The 14,740-nt window shown below is 65.5% G+C and carries 8 protein-coding genes and 3 rRNA genes; 9 read left to right on the top strand and 2 right to left on the bottom strand.

Annotated features, from left to right (window positions below):
• The first annotated feature begins 1 nt into the window (after position 1).
• Entirely contained in the window at positions 2-895 is an 894-nt protein-coding gene (locus tag OG309_RS06335) for a hypothetical protein (protein ID WP_329418833.1), read from the top strand.
• Between the two features lie 75 nt (positions 896-970).
• Here OG309_RS06335 and ptsP read toward each other — a convergent pair whose 3' ends face one another.
• On the bottom strand, positions 971-2,641 hold the full coding sequence (ptsP, locus tag OG309_RS06330; RefSeq protein ID WP_329418831.1) for a phosphoenolpyruvate--protein phosphotransferase: 1,671 nt from the start codon (positions 2,639-2,641) through the stop codon (positions 971-973).
• Between the two features lie 82 nt (positions 2,642-2,723).
• The gene (locus tag OG309_RS06325; RefSeq protein ID WP_329418829.1) at positions 2,724-3,173 is read right to left on the bottom strand and encodes a PTS sugar transporter subunit IIA; all 450 of its coding nucleotides are present in this window, start codon (positions 3,171-3,173) and stop codon (positions 2,724-2,726) included.
• A gap of 664 nt (positions 3,174-3,837) precedes the next feature.
• On the opposite strand from OG309_RS06325, the gene OG309_RS06320 reads away from it, so the two are divergent.
• The 8 genes from OG309_RS06320 to OG309_RS06285 all read left to right on the top strand — a co-directional run bounded on the left by OG309_RS06320 (position 3,838) and on the right by OG309_RS06285 (position 14,715).
• Positions 3,838-5,363: ribosomal RNA gene (locus tag OG309_RS06320) — 16S ribosomal RNA — on the top strand.
• Positions 5,364-5,648: 285 nt separating this feature from the next.
• A 23S ribosomal RNA gene (locus tag OG309_RS06315) occupies positions 5,649-8,768 on the top strand.
• Between the two features lie 82 nt (positions 8,769-8,850).
• Positions 8,851-8,967 (top strand): 5S ribosomal RNA (rrf, locus tag OG309_RS06310).
• The 16S, 23S and 5S rRNA genes sit together here, the layout of an rRNA operon.
• A gap of 138 nt (positions 8,968-9,105) precedes the next feature.
• Positions 9,106-9,714, top strand: coding sequence for a CDP-alcohol phosphatidyltransferase family protein (locus OG309_RS06305; RefSeq protein WP_329418828.1), 609 nt, complete (start codon positions 9,106-9,108; stop codon positions 9,712-9,714).
• Positions 9,715-9,830: 116 nt separating this feature from the next.
• A complete protein-coding gene (locus OG309_RS06300; protein WP_329418827.1) occupies positions 9,831-12,326 on the top strand; it encodes a mannose-1-phosphate guanyltransferase in 2,496 nt (831 codons plus the stop codon).
• 111 nt (positions 12,327-12,437) lie between these two features.
• Complete coding sequence (locus OG309_RS06295; protein WP_329418825.1) at positions 12,438-13,367, top strand: DUF881 domain-containing protein; 930 nt, start codon at positions 12,438-12,440, stop codon at positions 13,365-13,367.
• Positions 13,364-13,696 carry a small basic family protein gene (locus OG309_RS06290; protein WP_015032176.1) on the top strand — a complete coding sequence of 111 codons (333 nt, stop codon included), beginning with the start codon at positions 13,364-13,366 and terminating at the stop codon, positions 13,694-13,696. Before OG309_RS06295 ends, OG309_RS06290 begins: the two co-directional genes overlap by 4 nt.
• Positions 13,697-13,701: 5 nt before the next feature.
• Positions 13,702-14,715, top strand: a complete 1,014-nt coding sequence (locus OG309_RS06285) for a DUF881 domain-containing protein (protein WP_329418824.1) — start codon at positions 13,702-13,704, stop codon at positions 14,713-14,715.
• Positions 14,716-14,740 lie beyond the last annotated feature (25 nt).

Genomic DNA, 14,740 nt, shown 5'->3' with positions numbered 1-14,740 from the left:
CATGACCGACCACCGCACCACGGAGACCCTGCGCCGCGCCCTGCGCAGCGAAGTACCCAGCACCGTCGCCCTCCTCGCCGACGAGGAGGACTTCACCACCATGCGGCAGTACGGGACCTTCGCCTTCGACGACCACACCCGCTACCTCGCCCACGTCGAGGAGCTCCTGCGCACCCTCGCCGCCGAAGGCGGACCCACCACCCTCGCCCTCTTCGACCCCGAGGAGTTCGCCGACTACTGCGCCGACACCGGCCTCGACCCCGACCACCCCACCAGCCGCGGCCGCTACACCGCCGAACGCGCCGCGACCGGAGCCCGCCTCGCCTACACGGGCCAACCCCTCGCCACGCTCGTCCCCGCCCTCGTCGACACGGCCGTGCGCCGAGCCACCTGGGAGTACGCGACGATGCTCCTCACCGACGCCGGCACCTGCGCCGACTGCGGCAAGGACATCGGCCACGCCTCCTTCGAGCGCGCCTCCCGCCTCCTCGTACGCCTCCTCGACACGGCAGGACCCGGCACCCACCACCTCGTCTGCAGCGTCCCCGCGGGCGACGAACAGCTGCTCGCCGTCCTCCACACCAGCCGCGACACCACCGGCCCCGCCCGCCTCGACAGCTCCGAAGGCGCGGAGTTCGTCACCGTCCTCGCCACCGGCATCGCCCTCGGCACCCCCGGCGGAGTCGTCCTGCGCACCCACGCCCCCGACGCCCCCGCCCGCCTGCACGGCTGGCGCCTCCACCAAGGCCGCCTCCACCCCCTCACCGAGGCCGAGGTCTTCGACGCCTACTGCACCGACGCCCGCACAGGCGAACCCATCTCCCCGGAACCCGGCGTCGACTACCGCGCCGGATTCCCCCTCACCCCCGACGACGACGACACCCACCCCCACTGACACGACGAAGGGGCTCCCCGTCACCGGAGTGACGGGAAGCCCCTTCATCGACGACCTACGACGGCAGGCCGGGGATCACTCCCCGGACAGCACCGCCTGCGCGGCCATCCGCGCGTCGTGCGCGGTGTCCGCGGCACGCGCCGCGGCCGCCGCGCGCTCGCACTGCGCGAGCGTGTACTTCGCCAGCGTCGCCCGCACGTACGGAATCGACGCCGCACCCATCGACAGGGAGGTCACACCGAGCCCCGTCAGCACACAGGCCAGCAGCGGATCCGACGCCGCCTCACCACACACACCACAGCTCTTGCCCTCGGCCTTGGCCGCCTCGGCGGACAGCGCCACCAGGTCGAGCAGCGCCGGCTGCCACGGGTCCTGCAGCCGGGAGACCGCACCCACCTGACGGTCGGCGGCGAAGGTGTACTGCGCGAGGTCGTTCGTGCCGAGCGACAGGAACTCGACCTCCTGCAGGATGGAGCGGGCCCGCAGCGCGGCGGACGGGATCTCCACCATCGCACCGAACTTCGCCCGCAGCCCCGCCTCGCGGCACGCGTCGGCGAAGGCCTTCGCATCCGTACGGTCGGCCACCATCGGCGCCATGACCTCGAGATACACCGGCAGACCCTCGGCGGCCTTGGCCAGCGCCGTCAGCTGGGTCCGGAGCACATCCGGGTGGTCCAGCAGCGTCCGCAGACCCCGCACACCCAGAGCCGGGTTCGGCTCGTCCGCCGGAGTCAGGAACTCCAGCGGCTTGTCCGCACCGGCGTCGAGCACCCGCACGACCACACGGCCCTCGGGGAACGCCTCGAGCACCTTGCGGTACGCCTCGATCTGCTTCTCCTCCGACGGCGCGTGCTTGCTGTCGTCGAGGAAGAGGAACTCCGTACGGAAAAGGCCGACGCCCTCGGCACCGGCCTCGACCGCCGCGGGCACGTCGGCGGGACCGCCCACGTTCGCCAGCAGCGGCACCTTGTGCCCGTCCGACGTGGCACCGGGACCACTGGAGGCGGAGAGAGCGGCCTTGCGCACCTCGGCGGCCTTCGTCAGCTCCGCCTTCTTCTCCTCGCTCGGGTCCACGAAGATCTCACCGGTGGAACCGTCCACCGCGATGACCGTGCCCTCGGCCAGCTCGCCCGCACCCGGCAGCGCGACCACGGCCGGCACACCCAGCGCCCGCGCGAGGATCGCGCTGTGGCTGGTCGGCCCGCCCTCCTCGGTCACGAAACCGAGCACCAGAGCCGGGTCGAGCAGCGCCGTGTCGGCGGGGGCAAGATCCCGCGCGATCAGCACGTACGGCTCGTCGCTGTCCGGCACACCGGGCATCGGCACGCCGAGCAGGCGCGCCACGATCCGGTTCCGCACGTCGTCCAGGTCGGCCACCCGGCCGGCCATGTACTCACCGGCGCCCGCGAGGAGCTCCCGGTAGTGCGAGAACGCGTCGTAGATACCGCGCTCGGCCGTGCTGCCCACCACGATCCGGCGGTCCACGTCGGCGATGAGCTCCGGGTCCTGGGCGATCATCGCCTGGGCCTCGAGCACGGCCTGCGCCTCGCCGCCCGCCAGATTGCCGCGTGCAATCAGGTCGGCAGCAACAGCCTCCACAGCCTGACGGGCGCGCCCCTGTTCGCGCTCCGCCTCATCGGCGGGAATCTGCTTGGCCGGCGGCTCGAGAACCGCCGTGCCCATGTGCCGGACCTCGCCGATCGCCACTCCGTGGCTGACACCGACGCCTCGCAGCGTTGTCTCCATCTCACCCGTCTCCGATAGAGCGGCGGCCAGGGCCGCCGCGTTGAATGTCGTACGCGGACTCGTCACAGGGACGAGCCGGCGGTCAGTTCCAGCCGAAGAGCGCGTCGCCGGCCTTCACTTCGCCGTCCTCGACGACAGAGGAGAGGGAGTCAGCCGTGGCCTCCAGGGCCACGATGGGGCAGATGGGGGACTTGCCGGCGGCCTCGACCGCGGCCGGGTCCCAGCGGACGACCTCCTGTCCGCGGGTCACCGTGTCGCCCTTGTTCACGAGGAGCTCGAAGCCCTCGCCGTTGAGCTGGACGGTGTCGATCCCGAGGTGGGTGAGCACCCCGTGACCCTGGTCGTCGACGACGACGAACGCGTGCGGGTGGAGCGAGACGACAACACCGTCGACGGGCGAGACGGCCGCGGAGGGCTCACGCACGGGGTCGATGGCGGTGCCGGGACCGACCATCGCGCCGGAGAAGACGGGGTCGGGTACTGCGGCGAGACCGATGGCGCGTCCAGCGAGTGGCGACGTCACGGATGTCATGGGAAGCCTCCCAGGGGCGGAGATTGTGTGGCGCCGTCACTACCTGTCCTGGACGGCGTACTGTTCAGAAGCGTAAGTCATGAGAAGTCCCAGTTCCGCACGAGACGTACCAGTTGGCGGACCTAGGGACTACCCGAAACGATTTGCCTCAAGTGACGGTGGGATGTACTGTCGTACTCCTGCTTGACCCCAACGCGGCTTTGAGTCGTGGGTCGGCAGCACCTATCAAGCCAGATCCTAACCCCAGTGGTCTACACCTCTGCGTGCTCGCAGACGGAGTGGTCGGGGGGAGCGAAAAAGCCTGGTAGTGTTTGACCCCGCCGGAAGGGCCGAAAAGCGAAAGCAAATTTTGGGCCGGAAAGCACCGAGGAAAATCGGATCGGAAAGATCTGATAGACTCGGAAACGTAAGAACGAAGGAAGCGCCCGGAGGAAAGCCCGAGAGGGTCAGTACAAAGGAAGCGTCCGCACCTTGAGAACTCAACAGCGTGCCAAAAATCAACGCCAGATTAGTTGATACCCCGTCCATCTTCGGATGGTCGAGGTTCCTTTGAAAAAGTCCACCCCACGGGGTGGCACACAGCGAGGACGCTGTGAACAGTCGGCCACATTCCGGCATGACTGTTCCGCTCAACGCGAGTGTAGAGCCGGATTACCGGCAAACATTCACGGAGAGTTTGATCCTGGCTCAGGACGAACGCTGGCGGCGTGCTTAACACATGCAAGTCGAACGATGAAGCCCTTCGGGGTGGATTAGTGGCGAACGGGTGAGTAACACGTGGGCAATCTGCCCTTCACTCTGGGACAAGCCCTGGAAACGGGGTCTAATACCGGATAACACCGGCCTCTGCATGGGGGCTGGTTAAAAGCTCCGGCGGTGAAGGATGAGCCCGCGGCCTATCAGCTTGTTGGTGAGGTAACGGCTCACCAAGGCGACGACGGGTAGCCGGCCTGAGAGGGCGACCGGCCACACTGGGACTGAGACACGGCCCAGACTCCTACGGGAGGCAGCAGTGGGGAATATTGCACAATGGGCGAAAGCCTGATGCAGCGACGCCGCGTGAGGGATGACGGCCTTCGGGTTGTAAACCTCTTTCAGCAGGGAAGAAGCGAAAGTGACGGTACCTGCAGAAGAAGCGCCGGCTAACTACGTGCCAGCAGCCGCGGTAATACGTAGGGCGCAAGCGTTGTCCGGAATTATTGGGCGTAAAGAGCTCGTAGGCGGCTTGTCACGTCGGGTGTGAAAGCCCGGGGCTTAACCCCGGGTCTGCATCCGATACGGGCAGGCTAGAGTGTGGTAGGGGAGATCGGAATTCCTGGTGTAGCGGTGAAATGCGCAGATATCAGGAGGAACACCGGTGGCGAAGGCGGATCTCTGGGCCATTACTGACGCTGAGGAGCGAAAGCGTGGGGAGCGAACAGGATTAGATACCCTGGTAGTCCACGCCGTAAACGTTGGGAACTAGGTGTTGGCGACATTCCACGTCGTCGGTGCCGCAGCTAACGCATTAAGTTCCCCGCCTGGGGAGTACGGCCGCAAGGCTAAAACTCAAAGGAATTGACGGGGGCCCGCACAAGCAGCGGAGCATGTGGCTTAATTCGACGCAACGCGAAGAACCTTACCAAGGCTTGACATATACCGGAAAGCATTAGAGATAGTGCCCCCCTTGTGGTCGGTATACAGGTGGTGCATGGCTGTCGTCAGCTCGTGTCGTGAGATGTTGGGTTAAGTCCCGCAACGAGCGCAACCCTTGTCCTGTGTTGCCAGCATGCCCTTCGGGGTGATGGGGACTCACAGGAGACCGCCGGGGTCAACTCGGAGGAAGGTGGGGACGACGTCAAGTCATCATGCCCCTTATGTCTTGGGCTGCACACGTGCTACAATGGCCGGTACAAAGAGCTGCGATGCCGCGAGGCGGAGCGAATCTCAAAAAGCCGGTCTCAGTTCGGATTGGGGTCTGCAACTCGACCCCATGAAGTCGGAGTTGCTAGTAATCGCAGATCAGCATTGCTGCGGTGAATACGTTCCCGGGCCTTGTACACACCGCCCGTCACGTCACGAAAGTCGGTAACACCCGAAGCCGGTGGCCCAACCCCTTGTGGGAGGGAGCTGTCGAAGGTGGGACTGGCGATTGGGACGAAGTCGTAACAAGGTAGCCGTACCGGAAGGTGCGGCTGGATCACCTCCTTTCTAAGGAGCACAGTACCGATTGCAGGCAAACGTTCTGCACGGTCAGCTCATGGGTGGAACGTTGATTAGTTGGCGTGAGTGACCTGATGGTCTTCCTAGTACTGCTTCGGCGTGGAACGGAATGATGCGGACGGGGCTCACGCTTGGCACGTTGTTGGGTATCTGAGGGTACGGCCGGTTGGTCGAACCTTCGCGATGCTGGCCCCAGTGAACTTGATTCTTTGGATCAGGGTGATGGGTGGCTGGTCGTTGCTTGAGAACTACACAGTGGACGCGAGCATCTGTGGCCAAGTTTTTAAGGGCGCACGGTGGATGCCTTGGCACCAGGAACCGATGAAGGACGTGGGAGGCCACGATAGTCCCCGGGGAGCCGTCAACCAGGCTTTGATCCGGGGGTTTCCGAATGGGGAAACCCGGCAGTCGTCATGGGCTGTCACCCATGCCTGAACACATAGGGCATGTGGAGGGAACGAGGGGAAGTGAAACATCTCAGTACCCTCAGGAAGAGAAAACAACCGTGATTCCGGGAGTAGTGGCGAGCGAAACCGGATGAGGCCAAACCGTATGCGTGTGAGACCCGGCAGGGGTTGCGCATGCGGGGTTGTGGGATCTCTTTTTCACAGTCTGCCGGCTGTGAGACGAGTCAGAAACCGTATGGATAGGCGAAGGACATGCGAAAGGTCCGGCGTAGAGGGTAAGACCCCCGTAGCTGAAATTCATGCGGCTCGTTTAAGAGACACCCAAGTAGCACGGGGCCCGAGAAATCCCGTGTGAATCTGGCGGGACCACCCGCTAAGCCTAAATATTCCCTGGTGACCGATAGCGGATAGTACCGTGAGGGAATGGTGAAAAGTACCGCGGGAGCGGAGTGAAATAGTACCTGAAACCGTGTGCCTACAAGCCGTGGGAGCGTCGGACGTAGCTTGCTATGTCTCGTGACTGCGTGCCTTTTGAAGAATGAGCCTGCGAGTTTGCGGTGTGTTGCGAGGTTAACCCGTGTGGGGAAGCCGTAGCGAAAGCGAGTCCGAATAGGGCGATTCAGTAGCACGCTCAAGACCCGAAGCGGAGTGATCTAGCCATGGGCAGGTTGAAGCGGAGGTAAGACTTCGTGGAGGACCGAACCCACCAGGGTTGAAAACCTGGGGGATGACCTGTGGTTAGGGGTGAAAGGCCAATCAAACTCCGTGATAGCTGGTTCTCCCCGAAATGCATTTAGGTGCAGCGTCGTGTGTTTCTTGCCGGAGGTAGAGCACTGGATAGGCGATGGGCCCTACCGGGTTACTGACCTTAGCCAAACTCCGAATGCCGGTAAGTGAGAGCACGGCAGTGAGACTGTGGGGGATAAGCTCCATGGTCGAGAGGGAAACAGCCCAGAGCATCGACTAAGGCCCCTAAGCGTACGCTAAGTGGGAAAGGATGTGGAGTCGCAGAGACAACCAGGAGGTTGGCTTAGAAGCAGCCACCCTTGAAAGAGTGCGTAATAGCTCACTGGTCAAGTGATTCCGCGCCGACAATGTAGCGGGGCTCAAGCGTACCGCCGAAGTCGTGTCATTGCAGCAATAAGCCCCAACGGGTGCTGTGATGGGTAGGGGAGCGTCGTGTGCCGGGTGAAGCAGCCGCGGAAGCGAGTTGTGGACGGTTCACGAGTGAGAATGCAGGCATGAGTAGCGATACACACGTGAGAAACGTGTGCGCCGATTGACTAAGGGTTCCTGGGTCAAGCTGATCTGCCCAGGGTAAGTCGGGACCTAAGGCGAGGCCGACAGGCGTAGTCGATGGACAACCGGTTGATATTCCGGTACCCGCTTTGAAACGCCCAATATCGAGCCCATTAATGCTAAGGCCGTGAAGCCGCCCTGGAGCCTTCGGGCAAAGGGGAGTGGTGGAGCCGCTGACCCAAGGTGGTAGTAGGTAAGCGATGGGGTGACGCAGGAAGGTAGTCCAGCCCGGGCGGTGGTAGTCCCGGGGTAAGGGTGTAGGCCGTGTGGTAGGCAAATCCGTCACACATTAAGGCTGAGACCTGATGCCGAGCCGATTGTGGTGAAGTGGATGATCCTATGCTGTCGAGAAAAGCCTCTAGCGAGTTTCATGGCGGCCCGTACCCTAAACCGACTCAGGTGGTCAGGTAGAGAATACCGAGGCGTTCGGGTGAACTATGGTTAAGGAACTCGGCAAAATGCCCCCGTAACTTCGGGAGAAGGGGGGCCACGTCTGGTGATCGGATTTACTCCGTGAGCTGGGGGTGGCCGCAGAGACCAGCGAGAAGCGACTGTTTACTAAAAACACAGGTCCGTGCGAAGCCGTAAGGCGATGTATACGGACTGACGCCTGCCCGGTGCTGGAACGTTAAGGGGACCGGTTAGCTCTGTTTCGACAGGGCGAAGCTGAGAACTTAAGCGCCAGTAAACGGCGGTGGTAACTATAACCATCCTAAGGTAGCGAAATTCCTTGTCGGGTAAGTTCCGACCTGCACGAATGGCGTAACGACTTCTCGACTGTCTCAACCATAGGCCCGGTGAAATTGCACTACGAGTAAAGATGCTCGTTTCGCGCAGCAGGACGGAAAGACCCCGGGACCTTTACTACAGTTTGATATTGGTGTTCGGTTCGGCTTGTGTAGGATAGGTGGGAGACTTTGAAGCCGTGACGCCAGTCATGGTGGAGTCGCCGTTGAAATACCACTCTGGTCGTGCTGGATGTCTAACCTCGGTCCGTGATCCGGATCAGGGACAGTGTCTGATGGGTAGTTTAACTGGGGCGGTTGCCTCCCAAAGGGTAACGGAGGCGCCCAAAGGTTCCCTCAGCCTGGTTGGCAATCAGGTGTTGAGTGTAAGTGCACAAGGGAGCTTGACTGTGAGACCGACGGGTCGAGCAGGGACGAAAGTCGGGACTAGTGATCCGGCGGTGGCTTGTGGAAGCGCCGTCGCTCAACGGATAAAAGGTACCCCGGGGATAACAGGCTGATCTTCCCCAAGAGTCCATATCGACGGGATGGTTTGGCACCTCGATGTCGGCTCGTCGCATCCTGGGGCTGGAGTCGGTCCCAAGGGTTGGGCTGTTCGCCCATTAAAGCGGTACGCGAGCTGGGTTTAGAACGTCGTGAGACAGTTCGGTCCCTATCCGCTGTGCGCGTAGGAATATTGAGAAGGGCTGTCCCTAGTACGAGAGGACCGGGACGGACGAACCTCTGGTGTGCCAGTTGTCCTGCCAAGGGCATGGCTGGTTGGCTACGTTCGGGAGGGATAACCGCTGAAAGCATCTAAGCGGGAAGCCTGCTTCGAGATGAGTATTCCCACCTCCTTGAGAGGGTAAGGCTCCCAGTAGACGACTGGGTTGATAGGCCGGATGTGGAAGCCCAGTAATGGGTGGAGCTGACCGGTACTAATAGGCCGAGGGCTTGTCCTCAGTTGCTCGCGTCCACTGTGTTAGTTCTGAAGTAACGAACTCGCCCCCTGAGGGGTGCGGCTTGAGTTCAACTTCATAGTGTTTCGGTGGTCATAGCGTTAGGGAAACGCCCGGTTACATTCCGAACCCGGAAGCTAAGCCTTTCAGCGCCGATGGTACTGCAGGGGGGACCCTGTGGGAGAGTAGGACGCCGCCGAACAATCATTGTGGGAAAGCCCCGCACCATTCATGGTGCGGGGCTTTTCTGCGTTTACGGACCCCCTGTGCATCGCATGCCCGTGGCTGCGGGTAAGGTCATGGGGCACATCGTCACATCGCTCCCACAGGAGGCCCCCGGGTGGAGGTCCAGGAGACTCGCGTTCAGACGGACCGGGTCCTCACCATCCCCAACATCCTCAGCATGGCTCGCCTCGTCGGCGTGCCGCTCTTCCTGTGGCTGATCCTCCGACCTGTGTTCGGCGGACCCAACAGCGACGGCTGGGCCCTGCTCGTCCTGGCCCTGAGTGGTGTCAGCGACTATCTCGACGGGAAGCTGGCCCGCCGCTGGAATCAGATCAGCAACCTCGGCCGGCTGCTCGATCCGGCCGCCGACCGGCTGTACATCCTTTCCACGCTCGTCGGACTCACCTGGCGCGAGATCCTTCCGCTCTGGCTGACCGCCGCGCTGCTGGCCCGTGAACTGATGCTGCTGGTCGCCGTGGGAATCCTCCGTCGGCACGGGTATCCGCCGCCGCAGGTGAACTTCCTCGGGAAGGCCGCCACTTTCAACCTGATGTACGCGTTCCCGTTGCTGCTGCTTAGTGACGGAACCGGCTGGCTTTCGTCACTCGCTGAAGTTTTCGGGTGGGCCTTCGCCGGATGGGGTACAACTCTGTATTGGTGGGCAGGGATCCTCTACGTGGTCCAGGTCCGTCGACTCGTGAAGGCGGATACCGCGGCCGATTGAGCCCGTCCGTCCCGTGCCGTGCAGCGTCGCCGGCAGGAACGAGGACGCCCGAGGGCCGAACAGCGGGCAGGTGAAGTCGGCAGGACCGTCGTCTCTTCAAGGAGGACGCTTCCGACATGAAGGCCGTCGTGATGGCCGGTGGCGAGGGCACCCGCCTGCGCCCCATGACCTCGAGCATGCCCAAGCCTCTCCTGCCGGTGGTGAACCGGCCGATCATGGAGCATGTCCTGAGGCTGCTCAAGAGGCACGGTCTCAACGAGACCGTCGTCACCGTGCAGTTTCTCGCTTCCCTCGTCCGAAATTACTTCGGGGACGGCGAAGAGCTCGGAATGGAGCTCACGTACGCGAACGAGGAGAAACCGCTCGGTACCGCGGGGAGTGTGAAGAATGCCGAGGAGGCACTGAAGGACGATGCCTTCCTCGTCATTTCGGGGGACGCGCTCACCGATTTCGACCTCAGCGACCTGATCGCCTTCCACAAGGAGAAGGGCGCCCTCGTCACCGTATGTCTGACCCGGGTGCCCAATCCGCTGGAGTTCGGCATCACGATCGTCGACGAGGAAGGCAAGGTCGAACGATTCCTGGAGAAGCCGACCTGGGGCCAGGTCTTCTCGGACACGGTGAACACGGGCATCTACGTCATGGAGCCCGAGGTCTTCGACTACGTCGAGGCGGACGTTCCCGTCGACTGGTCGGGTGACGTCTTCCCCCGGCTCATGAAGGACGGCAAGCCGATCTACGGCTACGTCGCCGAGGGCTACTGGGAGGACGTGGGCACCCACGAGAGCTATGTGAAGGCCCAGGCCGACGTCCTGGAGGGCAAGGTCCAGGTCGACATCGACGGCTTCGAGATCTCCCCCGGCGTCTGGGTCGCCGAAGGAGCCGAGGTCCACCCCGACGCCGTGCTGCGCGGGCCGCTGTACATCGGCGACTACGCCAAGGTAGAGGCCGCCGCGGAGATCCGCGAGCACACCGTGATCGGCTCCAACGTCGTGGTGAAGAGCGGCGCCTTCCTGCACAAGGCCGTCATCCACGACAACGTCTACGTCGGGCCGCAGAGCAACCTGCGCGGCTGCGTCATCGGCAAGAACACCGATGTCATGCGGGCGGCCCGGATCGAGGACGGGGCCGTCATCGGGGACGAGTGCCTGATCGGTGAAGAATCGATCGTGCAGGGCAACGTGCGGGTCTACCCCTTCAAGACGATCGAGGCCGGCGCCTTCGTCAACACGTCCGTCATCTGGGAGTCCCGCGGGCAGGCGCACCTCTTCGGGGCGCGCGGAGTGTCCGGCATCCTCAACGTGGAGATCACCCCCGAGCTGGCCGTGCGGCTGGCCGGCGCGTACGCCACCACGCTGAAGAAGGGCGCGACGGTCACCACCGCGCGCGACCATTCGCGCGGTGCGAGGGCGCTCAAGCGCGCGGTGATCTCCGCCCTGCAGGCCAGCGCCATCGACGTACGCGACCTGGAGAACGTGCCCCTGCCGGTGGCGCGGCAGCAGACGGCGCGCGGCAGCGCCGGCGGGATCATGGTGCGGACGTCGCCGGGTGTCCCGGACTCCGTCGACATCATGTTCTTCGACGAGCGCGGCGCCGACCTGTCACAGGCGGGGCAGCGGAAGCTGGACCGGGTCTTCGCGCGCCAGGAGTACCGGCGGGCGTTCCCCGGGGAGATCGGCGACCTGACCTTCCCGGCCAGCGTCTTCGACTCGTACACCGGCTCGCTGCTGCGGAACGTGGACACCTCCGGGATCGCCGAGGCAGGACTGAAGGTCGTCGTCGACGCCTCCAACGGCAGTGCGGGGCTGGTCCTGCCCAGCCTGCTCGGGCGGCTCCAGGTCGACTCGCTGACGATCAACCCGGGTCTCGACGAGGCCCGGCCGACCGAGTCCGCGGAGAGCCGGCGAGCCGGTCTCGTCCGGCTCGGGGAGATCGTGGCGTCGGCGCGGGCCGCCTTCGGAGTGCGGTTCGACCCGGTGGGCGAGCGGCTCTCGCTGGTCGACGAGCGCGGGCGGATCATCGAGGACGACCGGGCGCTGCTCGTCATGCTCGACCTGGTGGCGGCCGAGCGCAGGTCCGGGCGGGTCGCGCTGCCGGTGACGACCACGAGGATCGCCGAGCAGGTCGCCGCGTACCACGGCACCCAGGTCGAATGGACGACGACCTCGCCCGACGACCTCACCAGGGTCGGGCGCGAGGAGTCGACGATCTTCGGTGGGGACGGCCGCGGCGGGTTCATCGTGCCCGAGTTCAGCAGTGTCTTCGACGGGGCGGCGGCGTTCGTGCGCCTGATCGGCCTGGTGGCGCGGACCCAGCTCACCCTCAGCCAGATCGACGCGCGGATCCCGCGCGCTCATGTGCTGAAGCGGGACATCGCGACGCCGTGGGCGGTGAAGGGTCTGGTGATGCGCCGGGTGGTGGAGGCGGCCGGTGACCGGTCCGTGGACACCACCGACGGTGTGCGGGTGGTGGAGGCCGACGGGCGCTGGGTGATGGTGCTGCCCGACCCGGCGGAGGCCGTCACCCATCTGTGGGCGGAGGGTCCGGACGACGCGTCCGCGCAGGCCCTTCTCGACGAGTGGTCCGGCGTCGTCGACAGCGCAGGTCACTAGGGGGACGCGGTTCGAACGGCCCCGTCGGGCCGGGAGGTGCCCCTGGGCGCCTCCCGGCCCGACGGAGGGGCCATTCGGCGGTAGGCCGTGCGACGTGCGACGATGTGCGGCATGTCGCAGCAGCCCCCCGTTCGGAGCACAGGATCGCCTCCTCCGCGTCCGGACGCGTCCATGTCGCTGCTGAACAACGTGATCGACCACGCGCTGGACGACGGATACGCGGAGGCCTCGGCCCGACGCGCCGCGGAGGGCGGCGGGATGCCCCGTACGATCCGGGCCAAGCTGGGTCTCGCGGCCGGTCTGGTGCTCGCGGCGGCCGTGGTGACGCTGGGTGCGGCCGAGGCGCGGGTGTCCGCGCCGGTCGTCGCCAAGGAGCGGCAGGACCTGATCGACCGGATCGAGTCGGAGACCGCGGCGGCGGACAAGCTGGAGCAGGACGTCGAGCGCCTGCGCGGCGAGGTCGGCGAGCGGCAGCGCAAGGCGCTGGACCAGCACGGTGGCGACCAGGGCGAGCTGGTCGCGCTGCTGTCGGGGGCGACCGCGGTACACGGTCCCGGGGTGAAGCTGGTCGTGGACGACGCCAAGGGCGCCGACGCGGGCGGTGGCGGTCCGCGGGAGAGCGCCGGGTTCTCGGACACCGGGCGGGTGCGCGACCGTGACATGCAGCGGATCGTCAACGGGCTCTGGGAGTCGGGCGCGGAGGCCGTCTCGATCAACGGGCAGCGGCTGACCGCGCTGTCGGCGATCAGGGCCGCGGGCGACGCCATACTGGTCGACAACAAGCCACTGGTGCCGCCGTACACCATCCTCGCCGTCGGCGACGGGCAGCGGCTGAGCACCGCGTTCCAGGACAGCGCCGACGGCCAGTACCTGCACGCGCTGCAGGAGAACTTCGGGATCCGTACGAGCATCTCGGCCGAGGGCGACGTACGTCTGCCGGCCGCGCCGAGCCTGATCGTACGTACAGCAGAGCCGAGGGGAGCCGGGGCGGCCAAGGCCACCGGGCAGGCCACGGCCGACACAGGGAAGGGCACATCTTGATCGCCGTACTGGGCCTGATCGTGGGAGTCGTGGTCGGACTGTTGGTCCGGCCCGAGGTTCCGGCGGTGGTCGAGCCCTATCTTCCGATCGCCGTGGTCGCCGCCCTGGACGCGGTCTTCGGCGGCCTGCGGGCCATGCTCGACGGGATCTTCGTCGACAAGGTCTTCGTGGTGTCGTTCCTGTCGAACGTGGTCGTGGCCGCGCTGATCGTCTTCCTCGGCGACAAGCTGGGCGTGGGCGCCCAGTTGTCGACCGGTGTGGTCGTCGTCCTCGGCATCCGGATCTTCTCCAACGCGGCCGCCATCCGGCGGCACGTGTTCCGGGCGTGAGGCCGATGAGCGAGCACGACAGGAACGACGAGCCCGGCGCGGACCGGCCGGACGACGGGAACCGCGCGAACGAGGGGAACCCGGCGCCGAATCCGGACGAGCGCCCCGCCGTGCCCGAGCGCCCCGCCGTGCCCGAGCGCCCCGCCGTGCCCGAGCGCCCGGTCCGGCGGCACGAGCCCGAACAGCCCGCCGCCCCGGCCCCGGCCTCCGGTCAGGCCCCAGCCCCCGCTCCGGCTCCCACGCCGGCTCCCACGCCGGCTCCGGCCTCCGCCCGGCCCGAGGCCTCCGCCCGGCCCGAGGCCTCCGGCCGGCAGCGGCTCGCCGCGAGTCTCTGGCCGCCCCGGGTGACCCGGGCCCAACTGGTCGTCGCCCTGCTGCTGTTCGTGCTCGGCCTCGGGCTGGCCATCCAGGTCAGCTCCACCAGCGACAACAGCGCGCTGCGCGGTGCCCGCCAGGAGGACCTGGTGCGGATCCTCGACGAGCTCGACGACCGCACGCAGCGCCTGGAGGACGAGAAGACGCGCCTGGACAGCCAGCGCTCGGAGCTGGAGTCCAGCTCCGACCAGGCCGAGGAGGCGCGCAAGCAGACCCAGGAGAAGCAGCAGCAGCTCGGCATCCTGGCCGGCACCGTCGCCGCCGAGGGCCCCGGCATCACCCTGACGATCACGGACTCCACCGGCGCCATCGAGTCGGACATGCTGCTCGACGCGATCCAGGAGCTGCGCGCCGCGGGTGCGGAGGCCATCCAGGTCAACGGCGTCCGGGTGGTCGCGGACAGCTACTTCTCGGGAAGTGGCAGCGACATGCGGATCGATGGAACGAAGGTGGCCGCTCCGTACGTCTTCAAGGTCATCGGCAAGCCGGAGGATCTCGAGCCCGCGCTCAACATCCCCGGCGGTGTCGTCCAGACACTGGAGAAGGAGCAGGCCACGGCCACGGTGCAGCGTTCCGGGAAGATCGTCGTCGACGCCTTGCGGCCTGCGAAGCGGCCTGACTACGCTCAGTCGTCCTCGCAGTGAGGCGGGGGTCGATGAGGGTGACGCG

The sequence above is a fragment of the Streptomyces sp. NBC_01268 genome (assembly GCF_036240795.1).
Taxonomy (GTDB): Bacteria; Actinomycetota; Actinomycetes; order Streptomycetales; family Streptomycetaceae; genus Streptomyces.
The sequence above is the reverse complement of the archived record's forward strand: the minus strand, read 5'-3'. Positions and strand labels throughout refer to the sequence as shown.